This is a genomic window from Pseudonocardia sp. ICBG1034, from assembly GCF_020131375.1.
Lineage (GTDB): Bacteria > Actinomycetota > Actinomycetes > Mycobacteriales > Pseudonocardiaceae > Pseudonocardia > Pseudonocardia alni.
On the sequence record NZ_JAHLEK010000017.1, the window covers coordinates 1064093 to 1085031 of the forward strand.

Sequence of the window (20939 nt, forward strand, 5' to 3'; positions counted from 1 at the left end):
CGCACGTCCCCGGCCCCGCGGGCCGGTTCAGAGCAGCGAGGACCAGTAGGTCCAGAAGCGCTGCAGGATCAGCCCGACGACCACCAGGAACCACAGCACCACCGGCACCGCGTGGTAGCCGGTGATCCGGGCGTGCAGCGCACGCGCGCCGCCGCCGAGGGCGTCCAGGGTCGCGAGCAGCGAGTACCAGAAGATCGGGATCGTCACGGCCCACACGACCATGCAGTACGGGCAGAGCGCGCCGATCCGGTACAGGCTCTGGACGATCAGGTAGTGCACGAAGACGACGCCGAGCGCGGACCCGGCCGTCAGCCCCACCCACCACCAGCGCGGGAAGCGGGCCCCGGCCAGCAGGGCCGCACCCGTCGTCACCACGACCGCGAACGCCCCGATCCCGAGCAGCGGGTTCGGGAACCCGAAGAACGCCGCCTGCGGGGTCGTCATGACCGACCCGCAGGACAGCACCGGGTTGATGCTGCACGACGGCGTGTAGGCCGGGTCGATCAGCAGCTCGATGCGCTCGACGGTCAGCGTGAACGCCGAGATCAGCCCCAGCGCGCCGCCGACGACGAGCAGCCACGGCAGGAACCGCGGCACCGGCCCCGGCACGGCCGGGGCGCCGGTGGTGACGCGGGAGAACTCCTCGGTCCGCGCCGCGGCGGGGACGCTCACCGGTTCACCGCGGCGTCGAGGGCGTCGGTGATGTCCTGCACCGAGCGGAGCTGCACCTTCTCACCGTTGACGAAGATCGTCGGGGTGCCCTCGACGCCGGCGGCGAGCCCGGCGTCCTTGTCGGCCTGGATCTTCGCGGCGGTCGCCGGGTCGGCGACGGCGGCGTCGTAGGCGTTCAGGTCGAGGCCGAGGTCCTGGGCGTAGCCGCGGAACACCGTCGCCGCGTCCGGGGACTCGGACCAGTCGCGCTGGGTCTGGAACAGGCGCTCGTACATCGGGTGGAACGCGCCCTGGGCGCGGGCCGCCTCACCGGCGAGCGCGGCGGCCTCGGCGTTCTGGTGCATCGGCAGCGGGAAGTTGCGGAACACGAACTGCACGCGGTCGCCGTACTGCTGCACCAGCTGGTCCATGATCGGCTGGACCTGGCCGCAGGCGGGGCACTGGAAGTCGGCGAACTCGACCAGGGTGGCCGAGGCGTTCGGGGCGTCGTTGAGGCGGGCGGCGTCGGCGGTGACGAGGGTGTCGGGCGCACCGGCGGCGGCGCCGGTCTCCGGGGTGCCGGGCCGCGTCGCGAACAGCAGCGCGGCGACGATCAGCGCGAACGCGCCGACGACGGCCAGGGAGATCTTGACGTTGCGGGTCATCGGGAGTCTTCCTCCACGGGGCCCGGCGCGGTGGCCGGGTCGGAACGGGTGCGGGGACGCGGTGGCGGGGTGACCGCACGCCTCAGTTGCGGTCCACGCAGAGGTGCTTCACCGGCGACGGCGCGCACAGCGTCCGTTCCGGTGCGGCGGGCGGCGCGGTGCCGGTGTGCCCGGCCGCCAGGACGGCGACCACGGCGACCGGCAGCAGCGACGGGACGGGCACGTCGTCGTCGCGGCGGGGGGCCTGCTCGCAGTCCCCCGCGTGCATCAGCGTGAGCGGGTGCTGCGAGCAGTCCGAGCCGACGACGACCGCCGGGGTGGTGCCGTGGGCGCCCGGGGCGGTCGCGACGGCGGGGCCCGCGCACAGCACCAGGGCCAGGACCAGCAACGCCATCGGGGCGAGGACGCGCACGTGCCTCACCCCACTCTCCGCTCCGACCACGGCCGGACGCCTCCGGCAGCGCCCACGACGATACCGAGGGGCCCGCGCCGCCCCGGTGCTCCCCCACGGCCCGCGTGGGTGGCGACCGGCCGCCGCGCCGGGACGCCCGGTCGGGCCGCTACGGTCGGTGCGTGAGCTTCCCCGAGCCCGGCGCGGTGTGGCGCCCCGCCGCGACCACCGAACGCGCCGTGACCTCACCGACCGGCTCGTGGACCCGGTTCGCCGCACCCGGCGCGGAGGTCGGTGGCGGGTTCGGGCTGTTCGAGTCGTGGATCCCGGCGGACTCCCCGGGCGCGCTGCCGCACCTGCACACCGGGTTCACCGAGAGCTTCTACGTCCTCGACGGCGCACTGCGGGTCATGACCGGCGACATCTGGACCGAGGCCGGGCCGGGCGACCTGGTGCACGTCCCGCACCGGGGGGTGCACGCGTTCCGCACCGGCCCGGACAGCGACGCGCGGTTCCTCATCCTGTTCGTGCCCGGCGCACCGCGGGAGCGCTACTTCCGGGGGCTGGCGGAGTTCGCGGCGCGGGCGACGCCGCCGTCGGCGGAGGAGGTCGACGCGTTCGCGCTGACCTGCGACCAGGTCAACCTGCGCGACCACCCCGGCTTCACCACGCCGTTCAGCTGACCAGACCCGCCCGGAACGCCAGCGCGACGAGCTGTACCCGGTCACGCGACTGCGTCTTGGCGAGCAGGTGTCCGATGTGGGTCTTCACCGTCGCCTCGGAGACGACGAGGTCGGCCCGGATCTCGGCGTTGGACCGGCCGTTGCCGACGAGGACGAGCACCTCCCGCTCCCGCGGGGTCAGGTCGGCGAGCGCGGCGACGGCGTCCACCGACGGCTCCGCGGCGGCCGGCTCGGGCGCGGTGAGCAGCGGCCGGGTGGCGCGCAGCAGCCGCCGGGTGGAGACGGGGTCGACGACCGAGTCGCCGCGGTGCACGGTGCGGACGGCCTCGATGAGGTCCTGCGGGGACACGTCCTTGAGCAGGAAGCCGCTGGCACCGGCGGCGATGGCCTCGGTGACGGACTCGTCGAGGTCGAAGGTGGTGAGCACCAGGACCCGCACCCCGGGGTGCTCGGCGACGACCCGGCGGGTGGCGGCGATGCCGTCGAGGCGGGGCATCCGCACGTCCATCAGCACGACGTCGACCTCGGTGCGGCCCAGCTCGGCGAGTGCGGCCTCGCCGTCGCCGGCCTGGGCGACGACGGCGAGGTCGTCGCACGAGTCGAGCACCATCGCGAAGCCGGTGCGGACCAGCTCCTGGTCGTCGACGAGCATCAGTCGTACGGGGTTCACCGTTCTCCTCGGGCCGGGGGTGTGAGGGGCAGGCGCAGCCGGACCGTCCAGCCGCCGTCGGCGCGCGGTCCGGCCTCGACCGAGCCGCCGTGCAGGGCGGCGCGCTCCCGCATGCCGGTCAGGCCGTGCCCGCCGCGCGGCGGGGTGGGGACGGGGCCGCGGGCGCCCTCGTCGTGGACGCGCACGGTCAGCTCGTCGGTGGTCCACCGCAGCTCGACGTGGGTGGGCACGCCGGTCCCCGCGTGCTTGATGACGTTGGTCAGCGACTCCTGCACGATCCGGTAGACGGTCAGGCCGGGCCCGGTCGGCAGCTCCCGCGGGGTACCGACGGTCCGCAGGTCCACCGGCAGCCCGCCGGTGCGGACCTGCTCGACGAGTGCGGGGACGTCGCCGACGCCGGGCTGCGGACGCGCCGGGTCGGTGTCGGAGTCGTCGTCCGGGCCGGTGTCGCGCAGCATCGACAGCAAGCCGCGGACGTCGGACAGCGCGGACCGGCCCGTCGACGCGATGCCGGAGAGCACCTCGACGGCCTTCGCCGGGTCGCGCTGCGCGGCGAACTGGCCGCCGTCGGCCTGGGCGATGATCCCGGACAACGAGTGGGCGACGACGTCGTGCACCTCGCGGGAGATCCGCGACCGCTCGGCCAGCAGCTCGAGACGGACCTCCTGGCGGCGGCTCTCCTCCAGCAGCCGGTTGCGTTCGCGCAGGTCCAGGGTGCGGCGGTGCGCGGCGCGGCGCAGCGACCCGAGCAGCCACACCAGCAGCGGGACCGTCGCCATCGCGCCGAGCAGGGCCAGCGCCACCAGCGGAGTCATGTCCGGGGAGGCGAACAGCGCCGCGGGACCACGTGCCACGAACGGTCCGAACACCCCGACGGTGAGCACGACCAGCGCCAGCCAGCCGGCCCAGCGGGGCCCGTAGGCCACGGCCGAGTACCCCATGACCAGCGACGGCAGGAGGAACGCGGCCATCGTGCCGGGCAGCGCGAAGGAACAGACCAGCGCGACGACCGCGGTCGCGATCGCGGCGGGCATCGGGTGGACCCGGCGCAGGGGCACGGGCAGCGCCGCGAGCACCGAGACGACGAGCGCCTCGATCCGCATGTCGGAGCGGACGCCCTTGCCCTCGAGGGTCCAGCTGACCGCGACCCAGATGAGCAGGGCGGCCAGCACCGCGTCGACGACGACGGGGTTGCGCCGCCCGAGGGCGACGGCCCGTTCGACGAGCGTGGGCGCCTCCGACGGGCTCGACCGGAGTGCGGGCAGCCGGCGCAGGGAGTCCCGCATCCGTGTCGCGATGCTCATCGTGCCTCCCCCGTGTGCGGCTCCGATGATTCCCGGTACCCGATCGTGTCGGCCGCCCGGCCCGCCGTCGTGCCTTCCATGTCCCCAGCCTCGCCCGGGGCCGCCCGGCGGGGCATCGGAGCGCGGTCCGATCCCGGGTCTCCGACCGTGGGCGGAGACCCGGCCACGCGGAGCGGGACGCCGTGCACCAGTGCCTCCAGCGGACCGCGCCCGACGAGCCCGCGCCAGGCCCACGCGGAGGCCACGGCCAGGACCGCGACCAGCGCCGTCGCCGCCCACGGCGCGGTCTGCGGCCACCCGCCGAGTGCGGCGAGCAGCGCGATGTGCCCGGCGTACAGGGTCAGCGCGAGCGCGCCGGTCGCGGTGAGCGGGTCGAGCAGCCGTCCCCCGTACCGCGCGGCGAGCAGGCACAGGCCGAGCACCGCGACGGCGACCCCGGCCGCCCCGACGACGTCGAACGGGCTGCCGCTGTGCGGGGTCGCGGCGAGCAGCCAGGCGGGCGTGGTGGTGGCGACCGTGCCCAGGGCGCTGCCGCCGAGCAGCTGCAGCGCGAGCTCGGCAGGGACACCGAGCCGGTCGGCGACGGGCGCGACCGACGCGAGCAGCGCGTCGCGGCCGCCCAGGACGTCCAGCGCCAGCCAGGACCCGCAGTAGCCGAGCACCGCACCGGCGGCCCCGCCGGCGACCAGCCGGGTACCCGCCGTACGCAGGTCGAGCCGGCCGACCGCCATCCCGAGCAGCAGGAACGGCATCCAGGTCAGGACCGGGTAGGCACCGCTGAGCAGCACCGTGTCGAGCGCGTGCACGAGCCCGGCGGGCGAGGTGAGGTCGGACAGCTGCACGGTCGCGCCGAGCACCGTCCGGCCGTCGGCGTCGGGGGTGGACCCGAACCGGGCACGCAGCACCCAGGACAGCAGCGGCCCGGCGACGGCCCAGACCGCGGCGGCGACCGCGAGCGCCCGGGCCGGCGCGAACAGCACCGGCAGGAGCAGCCAGAACAGCACCCCGTAGACGACGAGGATGACCATCGGCCCGCTGCTGATCTCGGCCAGGAGCAGCCCGAGGACCACCAGGAGCAGTCCGCGGACCGCGATCCGGCGACGCAGCCACACCCGGTTCCGCGCGGACGGCGCGGCGAGGACGGGCGCGGCCATCAGGGCCAGCGACACCCCGCCGAGCACCGCGAACAGCACCGCCGCGCGCCCGTTCACCGCCTGGACCAGCCAGGACGACCCCGCGGCGACGGCGACGTGCGCGACGATCATGCCGAGCACGGCGAGGCCGCGGGCGGCGTCGACACCGGCCACCCGGGCGCGCCCGGGACGGTGCCGGCCGGGACGGTGCCGGCCGCTGTCCGGTCCGGCGGGTGGCGTCGACGGTGGGGCGGGGGCCCGGTCTGTCGTGGTCATGCGGCAACGGTGCGGTCCGGGGCGGCCCGGGCGCGTCGGAGCGAGGGCCGATCTGCGCCGTCCGACCACGGTCGTAGGGTCGCCGTCGTGGGCGACCCCTTCTCCGTGCAGGTGGACGACGAGCGCACCCAGCTGACCGCGTTCGTCGAGGAGTACCGGACGCTGGTCGCCGGCCTCCTCGACGGTCTGACCGAGGAGCAGGCGCGACGGCGGCTGGTCCCGTCGGCGACGACCCTGATCGGGCTGGTGAGGCACGCCGCGTTCGTGGAGACCGTCTGGTTCGGGATGGCCGTGTCCGGCAGGTCGCGGGCGGAGCTGGGGATCCCCGACACCGTCGAGGAGTCCTTCCTCCCCGGCGCCGACGAGACCGTCGACTCGGTCCGCCGGCACTACCTGCAGGTGTGCGAACGATCCCGGGCCGCCGTCGCCGGGCTCGGGCTGGACGACACCGTGTCCGGCCGCGGGTACCCGATCACGGTGCGCTGGCTCCTCCTGCAGGTCCTGCGGGAGCTGGCGCACCACTGCGGACACGCCGACATCCTGCGGGAGCAGGTGCTGGCGGCGGGCTGAGCCGCTCGCCGCCGCCCTCCGGCGGTCCTCCGCGGGTCAGGACCCGGGCCCGGACGGGCTCGCGGTGCCGGTGCCGTCGCCGCCGGTGCTGCCCGCCTGCGGGGCGCCGGTCGACGGCCCGTCGGCACCCGCGCCGCCGTCCGGTCCGGGGCCGGTCGAATCCGGGACGCCGTTGCCGGTGTCCGGGCCGGATCCCGTCCCCGACCCCGGTGCGGTGCCGGGCGTGGACCCGGCCCCCGCCGTGGGCCCGGGCTCCGGCGCACCGCCGGTCCCGGCGCCGCCGTCGGAGGGCTGTCCCGTGCCGGACCCGTCGCCGGGGTCCGGTGTGGTGCCTGCGCCGGGGGTGCCGGGCCCGGCCGGGCCCGTTCCACCCGGCGGGGTGCCGGGCCTCCCCGGGGTAGTACCCCCGGCCGGGGCGCCGGGCGCTGCCGGGACCGTCCCGGAACCACCGGCCGCGGGAGCGGCCGGGCCGCCGGGTGCCGCCGGGCCGCCCGGTGCCGGTGCACCCGGGGCCGGCGGAGCGCCGGAGGCCGTCGGGGCGCTGCCGCTACCCGGGGCCGGGCGCGTGCCCGCGGGATCGGCCCGCCGCTCTCCCGGGCCCGTGGTCGGGTCCGGGCGGGACCCGCGGCCGGTGTCCGGGCCGGACCGGTACCGCTCCGGCGCGACGGCACCGTCGCGCTCCCCCGCTCCGGAGGAGTCCTCGGAGACCGGGGCGAGGGGCGCTGCGCCCCCCGGGAGGCCGGCGGTCACCCCGTCCGGGCGGGTCACCGCCGTCGGGTCGGTCGCGCCGGGCCAGCCCGCGCCGTCGCTCTGCTGCGAGACCAGCGCGACGGCGCCCGCTGCCGCACCGGCGGCCGCCAGCAGCGATCCGGCCAGCACCACGGCGGTGAGCCGTGGGATCGGGCGCGGCGTGACCGCGGGGACACCGTGCAGGGTCGGGTCGGGGCCGGTCGTGGGCGGCCGGGCGGACCCGTCCTCCGACCCCGGGGCGCCGCCGTCCGGCGCGGTCCGCCCGCTGTCCGGTGTGGTGGGACCGCCGGCCGGCACCGGGTGCTCCGGCGTCGGGACGCCCGGGAGCACGCCGTCCGGCACGACGGCCCCGGATCGCGGAGCACCCGGGTGCACCGCGTCCGGCTCCGCCGCCCGCTGGTCCGGGTCGGCGGGCTCCGGCACGGCAGCCGGGTGAGCCGGGGCCGGGTCGGCGGACACCGGACGCGCGGTCACCGGGTCGGCGGCGTCCGGCACGACGGCGTCCGACGCGGCGGCGTCCGACGCGGCGGTGTCCCAAGCGGCGGCGTCCCAAGCGGCGGCGTCCGAAGCGGCGGCGTCCGGCGCCACGGCGTCCGGCGCGGTGGACTCCGGTGGCCCGGTGGCCGGACGTTCCGGGGCCGGTCCTGCCGGAGCCGTGGACACCGGTTCGGCAGGTGCCGCGTCGCCGGGCACCGGGGCACCGGGCACCGGCCGGCGCGTCCCTCCCGCCCCTAAGTCCTCGATGCCCGGGGAACCGGGCTCGTCCGCGCGCGGCGCGACGGGTGGGGCCACCCCCAGGAACGGCGAGGTCGGCCGCAGCGGGGGCCGCGGAGGCGGCGGTCGGGACGGTCGGCGCGCCGGCCGCCCCACTCGGTCACCGGCGGCGGGGTCGGCGCCGGTGACCGGACGCCTCACCGCCCCTGCGTCGTCCGCGACCTCACCATCGGTGTGGTCGGCGTCCCCCTGCCCCGACACGAGGCCCCCTCTCCGCACGGCGTGCGCGCGATTGTCGAGCCCCCGGACACCGCACTCCAGGCACCGCGACGGACGTGCACCCGTCCGGGGGCAGGGACCGCACGGCCGGGTGACCGCGTCCGGACCGGCCCGCCGCCTCGGACCGTCGGTGCGCCTCCTGCGACGCACCGTGATCGGTAAGGGTGGCCTTCGCCTCGGATGATCGTTCAGGGCGCGCGATACCGCCGGTTACAGGTACGTTCGGTCACGATTCAGTGGGCCGTCCGGGTGATCCCGGACTGCTCGTCGCGGTGAGGAGGGGAGGTCGGGTGTCCGTGGCCGACCGGCGAGTGACCGTCCCGCACCACGGTGCGGACCGGTCGACGACGACCGCCGACCCCCTGCGCGAGGCCCTGCGGTCCCGTCACGACCGCGCCGCGACCGACGTGCGCGCCGCGGGACGCAGCGGCGACATGCCCGCGCTGCTGGACGCGACCCGCCGCGTCCAGCAGGTCCTCACCACCGCCCGTCGCGACCTCGGCCCGGACGACGCCGACACGCTCGTCGCCGAGGGGAGCCTCGCCGTCGCGCTGCTGCTGGGCTACGACCGCACCGGCGGGCTGGAGATCGCCACCCGCAACCTCGCCGCCCGCGAGACGCTGCTGGGCCCGGACCACCCGGCGTCGCTCGCGGCCGCCGACGCCCTGGCCGCGGCCCACCGGGTGACCGGCGACGCCGAGGAGGCGGTCCGCCGGCACGAGGACGTGATCACCCGGCGGGCGCGGGTGCTCGGCGGGTCCCACCCCTGCACGATCGCGTCCCGGGCCGCGCTGGCGCTCGCCCGTGCCGACACCGGCGACCTGCGCGGCGCGGCCGGCCTGCTCGCCGCGACGCTCGAGATCGCCGAGCGGGTGCTCGGCGCCGGGCACGCGGTGACCGACGACGTGCGGGAGCTGCTCACCGACTGCCGCGCCGCGGCCGACTCCGCGGAGCACGCCACGGCACCCACCACCGCGACCACCGGCCAGCCCGGCGTGCGACCGGCCGCGGTGCCCGCCACCGGTCCCGCCGTGCGGCCCGCCGGGGAACCCGCCGACGGGCCCGAGCCGCCCACGGGCGTCCTGCCGCGGATGCGCCCGCCGTCCGGGGAGCCCGAGCCCCCGACCGGCGTCCTCCCGCGGATGCGCCGTCCGCGGGAGGACGACGAGCCCACGACCGGGGTCCTCCCCCGGACCCCCGACCCGCGCGAGGAGACCCTCCCGCTGTTCTTCGACCGGCCCTCCGGCCCGCTGCCCGTGGTGCGCTGACCCGGCCCGACGGCACGGACCCGCCGGCGGAGATTGACCATGGGGGCCGGTGTCGTCATGGTGGGCGGTGTCCGACACCGGTGTCGGCGACCAGGAGGTGGACCGGCCCGTGGGCAGGATGGACGACCGGACGGTGCTCGTCACCGGGGCCGGGCGCGGCATCGGCCGCGCCACCGCACTGCGGCTCGCCGGGGAGGGCGCCCGGGTCGCGGTGACCGACCTCGACGGTGACACCGCCGCCGCGACCGCCGCCGAGCTGGGCGGGGCCGGAACGGCGTACGCCCTCGACGTCGCCGACCCCGACGCCGTGCGCGACACCGTCGAGCGGGTCCGCGGCGACCTCGGCCGGATCGACGTGCTGATCAACAACGCCGGCTGGGACAAGGTCGGCGCGTTCGTCGACTCCGACCCGGCCGACTGGGACCGGATCGTGCGGATCAACCTGTTCGGGGTGCTGCACACCGCGCACGCCGTCGTCCCGCACCTGATCGCGCAGGGCTCCGGGACGGTGGTGAACCTCGCCTCCGAGGCGGGCCGCGTCGGGTCCAGCGGTGAGGCGGTCTACTCCGCCGCCAAGGGCGGGGTCATCGCGTTCACCAAGACCCTCGCCCGCGAGGTCGCCCGGCACGGTGTCAACGTCAACTGCGTGTGCCCCGGACCCACCGACACGGCGCTGTTCGCCGACGTCGTCGAGGGGAACGACCGGCTGCGCGACGCCCTGGTGAAGGCGATCCCGTTCCGCCGCCTGGCCCGCCCCGAGGACGTCGCCGCCACCGTCGCCTTCCTCGCCTCCCCCGACGCCGACTACCTCACCGGGCAGACCGTCAGCGTCAGCGGCGGCCTGTCCATGCTCTGACCGCAGCCCCCGGGAGGACCCCCATGACCCTCGACCCGAGCTCCTACACCCAGCTGCGGTTCGAGCGCCGCGACGACGGCGTCCTGCTCATCACCATCGACAACCCGGCGAAGTACAACGCCGCCGACGAGGTCCTGCACGGCGAGCTCGCGCGGGTCTGGCGGGACGTGTCGTCCGACGCCGCCACCCGGGTCGCGGTGATCACCGGCGCCGGGAGGGCGTTCTCCGCGGGCGGGGACCTCGGCATGGTCGAGCGGATGGCCGGCGACCACGAGCGCGTCGCACACATGCTCAGGGAGATGTCCGACCTGGTCTGGAACATCATCGACTGCGAGAAGCCGGTCGTGTCGGCGATCAACGGGGTCGCCGTCGGGGCCGGGGTGGTCGTCGCGCTGCTGGCCGACATCGCGATCGCCGCCGAGGACGCGAAGCTGGGCGACGGCCACGTGAGGCTCGGCGTCGCCGCCGGGGACCACGCCGCGATCATCTGGCCGCTGCTGGCCGGGATGGCGAAGGCCCGCTACTACCTGCTGACGGGCGAGATGGTCACCGGCGCGGAGGCCGAGCGGCTCGGGATGGTCGCCAAGGCGGTGCCGCGCGAGCAGGTCCTCGACGAGGCGCTGCGGGTCGCGCACGCCCTGGGCACCGGCTCCCAGCAGGCCATCCGGCTCACCAAGCGGGCACTGAACTCGTGGCTGCGCAGCGCCGGGCCGGCCTTCGAGCAGTCCGCCGCCTACGAGATGTTGACCTTCATGGGCCCCGACGTGGTGGAGGGCGCCGCCGCGCTGCGCGAGAAGCGTCCCCCGAACTTCCCCTCGGCACGGGGCTGACCCTGGGGCAGGGTGGGTGCACGCGCGTCCCACCACACGCCAGGAGCACCACCGTGACCCTCACCGGATCGCCCGCGGAGACACCGCCCACCGACCCGGCAGGCCGCCCGGCCGTGCACGCCCTGCACGACCGGCTCGCCGCCGCGGTCCGCCCCGCCGCCGTCGCCACCCGGGCGATCGACCGGCTCCGGATGGCGCACGACGCGTCGCACTTCGCCCGCACCCCGGCCGCGGTGGTGACGGCGTCGAGCGCCGCCGAGGTCGCCGCGCTGTTCCGCGCCGCGGGCGGGGTGCCGGTGACCTTCCGCTCCGGCGGGACGAGCCTGTCCGGTCAGGCCGTCACCGACGGCATCCTCGTCGACGTACGCCGCCACTTCCGCGGCATCGAGATCCAGGGCGACGGCGCCCGGGTGCGGGTCGGGCCGGGCGCGACGGTGCGCTCGGTCAACACCCGCCTGGCCCGGTACGGCCGGATGCTCGGCCCGGACCCGGCCAGCGAGGTCGCCTGCACCCTCGGCGGGGTCGTCGCGAACAACTCCTCGGGTATGGCCTGCGGCACCGCCGCGAACAGCTACGCGCTGCTGGACTCCGTCGAGCTCGTCCTGCCCTCGGGCACCACCCTGGACACCGGCGCCCCCGGCGCCGACGACGAGCTGCGCGCCCGCGAGCCCCGGCTGTGGGCGGGTCTGGCGCGGCTGCGCGACCGGCTCCGCGGCGACGCGGCGCTGCGCACCGAGATCGAGCGCCAGTTCTCCCTGAAGAACACCATGGGCTACGGCCTGAACTCCTTCCTCGACCACCACGACCCGGTGCAGATCCTGGCCCGGCTGCTCGTCGGCTCGGAGGGGACGCTGGCGTTCCTCGCCTCGATCACCATGCGCACCGTTCCGGTGCTGGCCCACACCCGCACCGGGCTGCTGGTGTTCGACGACCTCGCCGCCGCCAACCGCGCGCTGCCCGGCCTGGTGGACTCCGGCGCCGCGACGATCGAGCTGCTGGACGCCACGTCGCTGCGGGTCGGACAGGGCGACACCGACGCCGACCCGCGGCTGCGGGCACTGACCGTCGACGAGCACGCCGCGTTCCTCGTGGAGTACCGCGGGCACACCGTCGAGGAGGTCACCCAGCTCGCCGGGGACGCCTCCGGGCTGATCTCCGGGCTGCCGCTGCGGGGCCCGCGGGAGCTGTCCGCGGACCCGGTCGCGAAGGCCGGGCTGTGGAAGCTGCGCAAGGCGCTCTACGCCAAGGTCGCGGGCGCCCGCCCGCCGGGCACCGCGGCGCTGCTGGAGGACGTCGCCGTACCCGTCCCGGATCTGCTCGCGACCTGCGAGGGCCTCATCGCGCTGTTCGCGAAGCACGACTACGACCACGCCGTGATCTTCGGGCACGCCAAGGACGGCAACGTCCACTTCATGCTCACCGAGGACCTCGACGACTCGGGCACGGCGGGCGGCCGGGACCGCTTCGGCCGGTTCACCGACGACATGGTCGACCTCGTGCTGGCCCACGGCGGGACGCTCAAGGCCGAGCACGGCACCGGCCGGATGATGTCGCCGTTCGTCCGCCGCCAGTACGGCGACGAGCTCTACGAGGTCATGCAGGAGATCAAGCGGCTCTGCGACCCGCAGGGGATCCTCTCCCCCGGCGTCGTCCTCGACGACGACCCGACCGCGCACCTGGCCGGACTCAAGTCCGCCCCGGCCGTCGAGTCCGAGGTGGACCGCTGCGTGGAGTGCGGGTTCTGCGAGCCGGTCTGCCCCAGCCGTGACCTGACCACCACCCCGCGGCAGCGGATCGTGCTGCGCCGCGAGATGGCCGCCGCCCGGGCCGCGGGCGACGATGCCCTGCTCGCCGAGCTGGAGGCCGACTACGCCTACGACGGAGTCGACACCTGCGCCGTTGACGGCATGTGCGGCACCGCCTGCCCGGTCCTGATCAACACCGGTGACCTGGTGCGACGGCTGCGCGGCGAACGCGACCACGGCGCCGCGGGCGCGGGCTGGACCCTCGCGGCGAAGCACTGGGGCGCCACCACCCGGGCCGCCGGGCTGGCCCTCACCCTCGCGCGGGCCGTACCCGGCGCCGCGCCCGTCTCGGCCGCGCTGCGCCGGGTCGCCGACCCCGAGCAGGTCCCGCAGTGGAGCCCCGACCTGCCCCGCGGCGGCGGGAACCGGGTCCCCGGCGGGCTCGTGTCCACCGACGCCGACCTCGTCCTGTTCTCCTCCTGCACCGGCGCCATGTTCGGCTCGGCGGGCACCGGCGCGGGCGAGGCGTTCGCCCGGCTTTGCGCGCGGGCGGGCCTGCGGGCGAGCGCACCCGCCGGCCTGGGGTCGCTGTGCTGCGGCACGCCGTGGAAGTCCAAGGGGCTCACCGACGGCGCCGCCGCGATGGCCGAGCGGGTCCTGCCCGCGCTGTGGACGACGACCCGCGCCGGGGCGGTCCCGGTGGTGTCCGACGCGTCGTCGTGCACCGAGGGGCTGCGGGTGATGGTCGCGTCCGGCCCCGAGCGCTACCGCGGCCTGCGGGTCCTCGACGCCGTCGAGTTCACCGCCGACCGGATCCTGCCCGCGCTCACCGTGTCCGCCCGGCTGGCCCGGCTCGTGCTGCACCCGACCTGCTCGGCCACCCAGCTCGGCCTGCTCGACCCGCTGCTGCGCCTGGCCGGGGCCGTCGCCGACGACGTCGTCGTCCCCGACTCGTGGAGCTGCTGCGGGTTCGCCGGGGACCGCGGGATGCTGCACCCGGAGCTGACCGCGGCGGCCACCGCACCGCAGGCCTGGGAGCTCGCCGGGGTCGACGCCGACGCCCACGCCTCCTGCAACCGGACCTGCGAGCTCGGCATGAGCCGCGCTACCGGGCGTGACTACGAGCACGTCCTGGAGGTGCTCGAACGGGTGACAAGATGAGCGATTCTCGTGATCCTGACGCCTCTTTTTCGGTCAAGTCCTTGTTTAGACCCCCCGGGACCGGGGATGAATGTCCGTGATGCGCGTTCCGTCGGGGGCGACGTGCACCCGGAAGGAGTCCGAGACCGTGACCGTGGTGACAGGTGGGGCCGCGGCGAACGCCGTGATGGCGGTCGTCCGGGTCGAGGCACCCGCGGGCGTCGAGGCGGACGTCGTGGAGGCCGAGCTGACCCGTGCCCTGTACACGCACCGCAAGCGTCCGATGACCGTCGAGCTGTCCCTGGCCGACGGCACCGGCCCCTGGCCGCGGCGCGGACCCGCCCGGTACGCCTTCGTCGCCGTGCTGACCATGTCCGGGTGCTCCGAGCCGGAGCGGCTCGCCGCCCGCATCGAGAAGACGGCCCGCAAGGCGATCCGGCGCCGTTTCGGCCGTCCGGCCACCGCCGAGGTCCGCACCGGGATCTCCGGCGCCGAGGCGGGCGCCTACTGGTTCAGCGTGCGGGGCACGCCGCACCGGCAGTTCTGACCCCGGCGGGGTCGCGGCGTGAGACGCGACACCGCCGTTTCCGTTCGGGCGCGTCCGTGCCGCATCCTGTGTGCCGCCGCCGGCCCGGGCGGGAGCCGACGAGACGGGGAACGACCACCGTGCTGACCATCCTCACCGCCGAGAACGGCGGTTGACCGCCGCCGCACCGCCTCCCGTCGTGGAGGCCGGCCCGAAGGGTCTCCGCACCGGAGCGCTGGGCCTGTGGGGCAACACCGTCATCGGGCTCGGCGCCACCGCACCGGCCTACAGCCTGGCCGCGACGCTCGGCTACGTCGTCCTCGCCGTCGGTGAGAAGGCGCCCGCGATGTTCCTCGTCGCGTTCGTGCCGATGCTGTTCGTCGCCGTCGCCTACCGCGAGCTGAACCGCGCGGTGCCCGACTGCGGGACGACGTTCACCTGGGGCACCAAGGCCTTCGGGCCGTGGGTCGGGTGGATGGGCGGCTGGGGCGTCGCGGTGTCGGCGATCATCGTGCTGGCCAACGTCGCCGAGATCGCCGCCGTGTACACCCTGCGCGCGCTCGGGTTCGTCGCCGCCGCGGAGAACACGCTGGTCAAGGTCGGCGTCGGGGTGCTGTTCATCCTGGTCATGACGTGGGTCAGCCACCGCGGGATCGTGCTGTCCGAGCGGTTCCAGAACGCGCTGATCGTCTTCCAGATCGTGGTGCTCGCCGTACTGGCCGCCGGGGCGCTGTGGCTCGTGTACTCCGGCGACGCCGGCCCGCAGGCCGTGCTGCCGAGCTGGAGCTGGTTCGACCCGACCGGGATCTCCGGCTCCGCCGCCGCGCAGGCGCTGATCCTGTGCATCTTCGTCTACTGGGGCTGGGACGCCTGCCTGGCCGTCGGCGAGGAGACCCGCGGCTCGACGAGCACCCCCGGCCGGGCCGCGCTGCTGGCCACGGTGATCCTGCTGGCGATCTACGTCGTCGTCGCCGTCGCGTTGCAGTCCTACGCAGGGTTCGGCGCGACCGGGATCGGCCTGGCGAACCCCGAGCACTCCGAGGACGTGCTCACCCTGCTCGGCGCCCCGATGGGCGGCTCGGTGCTCACCGCGGTGCTGCTGCTGACCGTCGCGGTGTCGGCGGCGTCGTCGACCCAGACCACGATCCTGCCCACCGCGCGCGGCGCGCTGGCGATGGCCGTCTACGGGGCGGTCCCGCGCCGCTTCGGCAGCGTCCACCCCCGCTACGCGACGCCCGGGTTCGCCACCGTCGTCATGGGGCTGTCCGCGGTGGTGTTCTACCTGGTGCTGGGGCTGGTCAGCTCCGACGCGCTGCTCGACACCGTCGCCTCGCTCGGCCTGGCCGTGGCGTTCTACTACGGCATCACCGCGTTCGCCTGCGTCTGGTACTTCCGGCGCACCCTGCTCCGCTCGCCGCGCGACCTGCTGCTGCGCGGTCTGCTGCCGCTGCTCGGCGGCGTGGTCATGGTGTGGGCGTTCGTGCAGAGCTCGGTCGACATGCTCGACCCGGCCTACGGCGAGACCTCCTTCGGTCCGGTCGGCGGGGTGTTCGTGATCGGCGTCGGCATGATCGCGCTCGGTGTGCCGCTGATGCTGGCCTGCGCGGTGCGGCTGCGGCCGTTCTTCCGCGGCGAGACCCTCGACGAGGACACCCCGGTGCTCGTCCCGGAGACGGGTGAGCCGCCCTACGGCGGTTCCTAGGAGGTCGCACGGGGTGCGGCGGCCCGGCCGGATGGACGATGATCGGGCCGGTGAACGCCCGCATCCTGCTCGTCGAGGACGACCGCACGATCGGTGACGTCCTGCGCGGCAGCCTGACCGGGCACGGCTACGACGTCCGGTGGGAGCAGGCGGGCGGCCCGGCGCTCGCTGCGGCCGGGCACACCCCGTTCGACCTGGTCCTGCTCGACCTCGGGCTGCCCGACCTCGACGGCGTCGAGGTGTGCCGTCGACTGCGCACGCTGCGCCCCGACGCGGTGCTGGTCGTGCTGACCGCCCGGACCGCGGAGATGGACGTGGTCCTCGGCCTGGAGGCCGGCGCCGACGACTACCTGACCAAGCCGGTGCGCCTGGCCGAGCTGCTCGCCCGGATCCGGGCGCACCTGCGGCGCGCCGGCGGCGACCGCACCGAGGACGTGCTGGAGGTCGGGGACCTGCGCGTCGACACCGGGGCGCGCCGCGCCACCGTCGCCGGGCGGGAGCTGGTCCTGCGCACCCGCGAGTTCGACCTGCTCGCCCGGCTCGCGACCGACCCGGGTACCGCGCTGAGCCGCGAGGTGCTGATGACCGACGTGTGGGACGCGCACTGGTTCGGCTCCACCAAGACCCTCGACGTGCACGTGGCCGCGGTGCGCCGCCACCTCGCCGCGCACGACGGCCCCCGGGTCCCGCTGATCACCACCCTGCGCGGGCACGGGTACCGCCTGGAGCTGCCCGGGGGCCTCCGGTGAGACGCCGCATCGTGCGCCTCACCCTCGTCGCGGTCGGGGTGACGCTGGTGCTGTTCGGGGTCCCGCTGGCCGCCGGGCTGGAGCGCTACACCGTCGCCCAGCAGCGCGAGTCGCTGCAGCGCATCGCGGACTTCGCCGCCCGCTCGGTCTACGACGACGTCGTCCACGACCGGGTCCCGGCCCGGCTGCCCGACGGCCGCGACGACGACACCGCCGTCGCGCTCTACGACTCCGACGGCGACCGCACCACCGGCGACGGCCCGCCGGAGGGCGACGAGGGCGTCGACCGGGTCCTGGACCGGGGTCTGTCCTCCTCCCCGCCGGGGCAGCTCGTCGCGGTGTCCCCGGTGACCGACGGCGACGACGTCGTCGGGGTGGTGCGCGCGGCCCGCCCGACCTCGGCGGTGTGGTCCTCGCTCGTACCCCTCTACCTCGGCATGGTCGCGCTGGCCGGGCTGGTGCTGGTCGCGGTGTGGGCGCTCGCGATGCGCCTGGCCGCGCACCTGTCGGCGCCGCTGGAGTCGATGGCCCGCGACGCGGCCCGGCTCGGCGAGGGCGACTTCGGGGTCCGTCCCGCGCCCACCGGCATCGGGGAGCTCGACCGCGTCGGGTCCGCGCTCGGCCACACCGCAGGCCGCCTCGACGACCTGCTGGCCCGCGAGCGGGCGTTCTCCGCGGAGGCCTCGCACCAGCTGCGGACGCCGCTGGCCGGGCTGCGGCTGCGGCTGGAGTCCGCGCTCGACGACCCGGCGCTGCTGCGGCCGGCGACCGTGGAGGACGGGCTGGCCTCGGTCGACCGGCTGGAACGCACCATCGACGAGCTGCTGCTGCTCGCCCGCGAACGCAGCCGTGACGCCGTACCGGTCGACCTCGCCCGGCTGTTCGACGAGGCGCAGGCCGAATGGGGCGACCGGCTGGCCCGCGCCGGGCGGTCGTTCTCGGTGTCCCGCGACGGCGCCCTGCCCGACCCTCCCGCCTCCGCCGCGGCGGTCCGCCAGGTCGTCGCCGCGCTGCTCGACAACGCCGTCCAGCACGGGGCCGGCGCGGTCACGCTGACCGCCCGGGAGGCCGGGCCGGACGCCGTGGCCGTCGACGTCGCCGACGAGGGGCCCGGGGTGGCCGAGGAGGACCTGTCGGGCAGCGACGGCCGGCGCGGCCTGGGGGTCGCCCTCGCCCGGCGGCTCGCCGAGGCCGAGGGCGGACGGCTCACCGCCCGCCGGTCGCCGTCGGTGGTCACCCTGCTGCTGCCGCTGGAACCGGTCCGGGACGGCCGATCGCTTACCTCCTCCTAACCTCCACCTCATCCCCCGTGGCACACGGGCTCCCTACCGTCGGTACCGGACATGATCGACGACGGTCGGCACCGGGAGGCCCGCATGACCACGACGCCCGACCAGCGGATCCGCGACGCCCTCGCCACCGACCCGGTCCTGCGGACCCTCGGGTTCGACCACCGCACCGTCGGGTCCGCGCCCCCACCCGCGGGGCCGGGCATCGTGCTCGGCTGGTCCGGGCAGTGGGCCGCGTCGGGTTCGGCGGCGCTCGGCACGGTGGTCGTCGACGTCGTCGGCGTCGACGGACGCACCCGCACGGCGGTGCTGGCCCGGATCGAGGTCGTGCTGTCCGGGCTGCGCGACGGCCCCGTGCGACGGGTCGGGGCCGGGTCCCCCGCGGACGGTGTCACCGTGCTCGCCGGCACCGGCGAACCCGCCGGCCGGACCGCGGCCGGCGCGACCGTCGGGTAGCGACCGGTCACCGCCCCCATCCGGTGACGGGCCCGACGGAACGGACACGACGGCGTATCCGCCCAGGTGGGGGGCCGTCACGGCGATCTTGACCTCGCGTACGGTGCGGCCCATGGCTTCCGACACGAGCAGGCCCACGGACGGCAGCACGGCGACCGGCACCCCGGAGACCGACGACGCGGCCGGCTCCGTCGCGACGGACCGGGCGACCGCCGACGGCCCCGCCACGACCGACACCGACACCGCCGATGGCGCGGCCACCGGCTCCACCGCCACCGACGGCACCGCGACCGCGGGCGCGGCCACCGATGACGCCGCCGGCACCCGCCGCGCCGCCCCCGTGCGCACCGCGGCCGCCACCCCCGCCGGGGCCCCGGCCGACACCGCCTCCGGCGGCGGCCTCGCCGGGGCGGGCGCCGTCGTCGCCGCGGGGCTCGGTCTCGCCTCGCTGACCGGCACCTCGGTGGGCGACATGCTGCGCGAGCGCGAGTCGCTCGTCGGGCAGATCCAGGCCGCGACCGGCGGCCCGGGCGACACCATCGAATCCTTCTACGGCGCGCCCTGGGACGTCGCCGCCGTGGTCAACGGCGTCGTCGCGCTGGTCGCGGTCCTCGTCGGGCTCGTCCTGGTCCTCGGCCCGGCCGCCCGGCCCGCCGCGGGCGCCTGGGTCCGGCCGGTCGCCCTCGGCGGCCTGGTGCTCGGCGTCCTGGGACTGCTGGTGTCCGGCGGCATGTACCTCGACCTGTTCGCCTCGACGCCGGTGCTCCCGCAGATGCCGGGCATCCCGGGCCTGGGCTGACCCGCCCCGGTCGGTGCCGCGCCGGTCCCCGGACCCACGCGGCACCGACCGGGTCACCCCGTTCACCCGCTCGATCGCTTCCGCTTCCGGTCGCCGCGGTCCCGTCCCTAGGTTCGGCGCAGGTCACCGCCCGGTGGCCCCGTCGCACCCGCCGACCGCGGGCGACCGGGAGGAACGCCGTGCCGCTTCGGTCCCCGTTCGCGACGACGCTCGCCGCCGTGGTCCTGCTGCTGGTCACCGGCGGTGTGGCCGCGGCCGGGCCGGCGGTGACGCCCGAGCAGCGTGCGGCCACCGCGGTCGAGGTCGCCCTGCGCCAGATCGGGCTGCCGTTCGTGTGGGGCGGCAACGGGCCGGAGAACGGCGACCGCGGCTTCGACTGCTCCGGGCTGACCGCGTTCGCCTACGGCAAGGCCGGCGTCGTCCTGCCGCGGACCGCGCACGCCCAGTACCGCCGCGGCCCGCGGGTCCCCGCCGGCTCCCCGCTGCGCCCGGGTGACCTGGTCTTCTACGGCACCGTCGCCAAGGTCCACCACGTCGGGCTGTTCGTCGGGCAGGACCGGATGGTGAGCGCTCCGACGTTCGGGCGGCCGGTGCAGACCTCCTGGTACCGGTGGCGCGGCGACGACTACCTCGGCGCGACACGACCGGCGCAGGCCACCGACGGCGTCGGGGACCCGGCGGTCCGGGAGACGCCGGACCCGTCGATCCCGGACGAGCCCTGGTTCGACGCCCCCGCCGCACCGCCGCTGCCCCCGTCACCGGCGGCCCCGCGGCAGGCCCCGGCGCCCCGCTGACGCCGCCGGTGGCACCGGCGGCGTGGACCGGCGGCGTGGACCGGCGACGGCGGCGGCACCCGCCCGGTCAGGACGCGTCGGCCACCGGGGTGTCGACCGCGACCACGGTGAGACCGAGGCAGGGCACCAGCCTCAGTGCCCGGGCCGCAGGCGCCGCCGGGTCCAGTACCACCACGACCGCGGTCCCGTGGTCACGGGCGCGGTCGGCGGCCGCGCGCAGGATCGAGACCCCGCGCAGCCCGAGGAAACGGACGGCGTTGAGGTCGAGTACGACCCGGCCACCCGCCGCGAGGTCGACGGCGGCGAGCACCCGCACCTCGACCGCGGGTCCGGTGGCGAGGTCGAGGTCGCCGGACACGCCGACGACGACGGTCGCGGCGGGACCGCACCCGACCTCGACCTGCGGGTCGGCGGGAGCGGGGTCGGGCTCGGGGACGAGGAGGAGACGACGGGATGGCGTGGGCGCGGTCATGGGTCCGCCAGGAGGGAGGTGGGGCCGGTCCCGGCTGCGGGGACGGTCGGCCCGTGGTGCCGTCGGGGCACTGAGCTGTACCGGACGGCTGAACGGCGACGGCTCCGAGGAGGCGTCGCCCGAAGGTGCGTCGAGCTGGACCGGGATCGTCACGGTCGACGGGCCCGGTCCGTCACCGTAGCCGTCGCCGACACCGGGTGTCCAGGGTGCGGTCCGCTCCCCCGGCG

Annotated in this window: 21 protein-coding genes; 13 read left to right on the forward strand and 8 right to left on the reverse strand. The window is 76.4% G+C overall.

Translation table 11 applies throughout. The features are described 5' to 3' along the window. Positions 1 to 27: 27 nt before the first annotated feature. From KPF22_RS19675 to KPF22_RS19685, 3 genes are all read right to left on the reverse strand, one after another. On the reverse strand, positions 28 to 672 hold the full coding sequence (locus KPF22_RS19675) for a vitamin K epoxide reductase family protein (RefSeq protein ID WP_374107504.1): 645 nt from the start codon (positions 670 to 672) through the stop codon (positions 28 to 30). Next, positions 669 to 1316, reverse strand: coding sequence for a thioredoxin domain-containing protein (locus KPF22_RS19680; RefSeq protein WP_208824505.1), 648 nt, complete (start codon positions 1314 to 1316; stop codon positions 669 to 671). Before KPF22_RS19680 ends, KPF22_RS19675 begins: the two co-directional genes overlap by 4 nt. An 82-nt stretch (positions 1317 to 1398) precedes the next feature. Then, positions 1399 to 1737 carry a hypothetical protein gene (locus KPF22_RS19685; protein WP_224402913.1) on the reverse strand — a complete coding sequence of 113 codons (339 nt, stop codon included), beginning with the start codon at positions 1735 to 1737 and terminating at the stop codon, positions 1399 to 1401. A gap of 152 nt (positions 1738 to 1889) precedes the next feature. On the opposite strand from KPF22_RS19685, the gene KPF22_RS19690 reads away from it, so the two are divergent. After that, positions 1890 to 2390, forward strand: a complete 501-nt coding sequence (locus KPF22_RS19690) for a cupin domain-containing protein (protein WP_208824502.1) — start codon at positions 1890 to 1892, stop codon at positions 2388 to 2390. Here KPF22_RS19690 and KPF22_RS19695 read toward each other — a convergent pair. The 3 genes from KPF22_RS19695 to KPF22_RS19705 are packed head-to-tail and all read right to left on the reverse strand — an operon-like array spanning position 2383 to position 5773. After that, complete coding sequence (locus KPF22_RS19695; protein ID WP_224402914.1) at positions 2383 to 3060, reverse strand: response regulator transcription factor; 678 nt, start codon at positions 3058 to 3060, stop codon at positions 2383 to 2385. The two genes, KPF22_RS19690 and KPF22_RS19695, sit on opposite strands and share 8 nt — an antisense overlap. Then, entirely contained in the window at positions 3057 to 4364 is a 1308-nt protein-coding gene (locus KPF22_RS19700) for a sensor histidine kinase (protein WP_208824500.1), read from the reverse strand. The genes KPF22_RS19695 and KPF22_RS19700 overlap by 4 nt, the downstream gene beginning before the upstream one ends. After that, entirely contained in the window at positions 4361 to 5773 is a 1413-nt protein-coding gene (locus KPF22_RS19705) for a heparan-alpha-glucosaminide N-acetyltransferase domain-containing protein (RefSeq protein ID WP_224402915.1), read from the reverse strand. The genes KPF22_RS19700 and KPF22_RS19705 overlap by 4 nt, the downstream gene beginning before the upstream one ends. 87 nt (positions 5774 to 5860) lie before the next feature. Between KPF22_RS19705 and KPF22_RS19710 the strand changes: the two genes are divergently transcribed. Then, a complete protein-coding gene (locus KPF22_RS19710; protein WP_224402916.1) occupies positions 5861 to 6343 on the forward strand; it encodes a DinB family protein in 483 nt (160 codons plus the stop codon). Between the two features lie 36 nt (positions 6344 to 6379). On the opposite strand, the gene KPF22_RS19715 is transcribed toward KPF22_RS19710, so the two are convergent. Beyond that, positions 6380 to 7801, reverse strand: a complete 1422-nt coding sequence (locus KPF22_RS19715) for a hypothetical protein (protein ID WP_224402985.1) — start codon at positions 7799 to 7801, stop codon at positions 6380 to 6382. Positions 7802 to 8382: 581 nt separating this feature from the next. Here KPF22_RS19715 and KPF22_RS19720 point away from each other — a divergent pair. The 11 genes from KPF22_RS19720 to KPF22_RS33225 all read left to right on the forward strand — a co-directional run bounded on the left by KPF22_RS19720 (position 8383) and on the right by KPF22_RS33225 (position 20240). Further along, positions 8383 to 9354, forward strand: coding sequence for a tetratricopeptide repeat protein (locus KPF22_RS19720; RefSeq protein WP_208824492.1), 972 nt, complete (start codon positions 8383 to 8385; stop codon positions 9352 to 9354). 118 nt (positions 9355 to 9472) lie between these two features. Next, positions 9473 to 10210, forward strand: coding sequence for an SDR family NAD(P)-dependent oxidoreductase (locus KPF22_RS19725; RefSeq protein WP_100880943.1), 738 nt, complete (start codon positions 9473 to 9475; stop codon positions 10208 to 10210). Between the two features lie 23 nt (positions 10211 to 10233). Then, the gene (locus KPF22_RS19730; RefSeq protein WP_062402079.1) at positions 10234 to 11040 is read left to right on the forward strand and encodes an enoyl-CoA hydratase/isomerase family protein; all 807 of its coding nucleotides are present in this window, start codon (positions 10234 to 10236) and stop codon (positions 11038 to 11040) included. A 53-nt stretch (positions 11041 to 11093) separates the two neighbouring features. Next, entirely contained in the window at positions 11094 to 13946 is a 2853-nt protein-coding gene (locus KPF22_RS19735) for an FAD-binding and (Fe-S)-binding domain-containing protein (RefSeq protein WP_224402917.1), read from the forward strand. A gap of 127 nt (positions 13947 to 14073) precedes the next feature. Then, entirely contained in the window at positions 14074 to 14472 is a 399-nt protein-coding gene (locus tag KPF22_RS19740) for a hypothetical protein (protein ID WP_208824489.1), read from the forward strand. Between the two features lie 178 nt (positions 14473 to 14650). Next, complete coding sequence (locus KPF22_RS19745; protein ID WP_224402918.1) at positions 14651 to 16153, forward strand: APC family permease; 1503 nt, start codon at positions 14651 to 14653, stop codon at positions 16151 to 16153. A 50-nt stretch (positions 16154 to 16203) separates the two neighbouring features. Beyond that, positions 16204 to 16902 carry a response regulator transcription factor gene (locus KPF22_RS19750; RefSeq protein WP_374107505.1) on the forward strand — a complete coding sequence of 233 codons (699 nt, stop codon included), beginning with the start codon at positions 16204 to 16206 and terminating at the stop codon, positions 16900 to 16902. Then, positions 16899 to 18194 (forward strand): HAMP domain-containing sensor histidine kinase, encoded by a 1296-nt coding sequence (locus tag KPF22_RS19755; protein ID WP_224402920.1) that lies wholly within the window; start codon positions 16899 to 16901, stop codon positions 18192 to 18194. The genes KPF22_RS19750 and KPF22_RS19755 overlap by 4 nt, the downstream gene beginning before the upstream one ends. 84 nt (positions 18195 to 18278) lie before the next feature. Next, a complete protein-coding gene (locus KPF22_RS19760; RefSeq protein WP_208824480.1) occupies positions 18279 to 18647 on the forward strand; it encodes a hypothetical protein in 369 nt (122 codons plus the stop codon). A gap of 112 nt (positions 18648 to 18759) precedes the next feature. Then, positions 18760 to 19446 (forward strand): hypothetical protein, encoded by a 687-nt coding sequence (locus KPF22_RS19765; RefSeq protein WP_224402921.1) that lies wholly within the window; start codon positions 18760 to 18762, stop codon positions 19444 to 19446. Positions 19447 to 19625: 179 nt separating this feature from the next. After that, the gene (locus tag KPF22_RS33225) at positions 19626 to 20240 is read left to right on the forward strand and encodes a C40 family peptidase (protein ID WP_308010436.1); all 615 of its coding nucleotides are present in this window, start codon (positions 19626 to 19628) and stop codon (positions 20238 to 20240) included. A gap of 67 nt (positions 20241 to 20307) precedes the next feature. On the opposite strand, the gene KPF22_RS19775 is transcribed toward KPF22_RS33225, so the two are convergent. Further along, the gene (locus KPF22_RS19775; protein WP_224402922.1) at positions 20308 to 20712 is read right to left on the reverse strand and encodes an STAS domain-containing protein; all 405 of its coding nucleotides are present in this window, start codon (positions 20710 to 20712) and stop codon (positions 20308 to 20310) included. Between the last annotated feature and the right edge of the window lie 227 nt (positions 20713 to 20939).

Coding starts and splice junctions, on each gene's coding strand:
- KPF22_RS19680 (WP_208824505.1), bottom strand. CDS start 1,316: ATGACCCGCAACGTCAAGATCTCCCTGGCCGTCGTCGGCGCGTTCGCG.
- KPF22_RS19700 (WP_208824500.1), bottom strand. CDS start 4,364: ATGAGCATCGCGACACGGATGCGGGACTCCCTGCGCCGGCTGCCCGCA.
- KPF22_RS19705 (WP_224402915.1), bottom strand. CDS start 5,773: ATGACCACGACAGACCGGGCCCCCGCCCCACCGTCGACGCCACCCGCC.
- KPF22_RS19725 (WP_100880943.1), top strand. CDS start 9,473: ATGGACGACCGGACGGTGCTCGTCACCGGGGCCGGGCGCGGCATCGGC.
- KPF22_RS19730 (WP_062402079.1), top strand. CDS start 10,234: ATGACCCTCGACCCGAGCTCCTACACCCAGCTGCGGTTCGAGCGCCGC.
- KPF22_RS19760 (WP_208824480.1), top strand. CDS start 18,279: ATGACCACGACGCCCGACCAGCGGATCCGCGACGCCCTCGCCACCGAC.
- KPF22_RS19765 (WP_224402921.1), top strand. CDS start 18,760: ATGGCTTCCGACACGAGCAGGCCCACGGACGGCAGCACGGCGACCGGC.
- KPF22_RS19775 (WP_224402922.1), bottom strand. CDS start 20,712: ATGACCGCGCCCACGCCATCCCGTCGTCTCCTCCTCGTCCCCGAGCCC.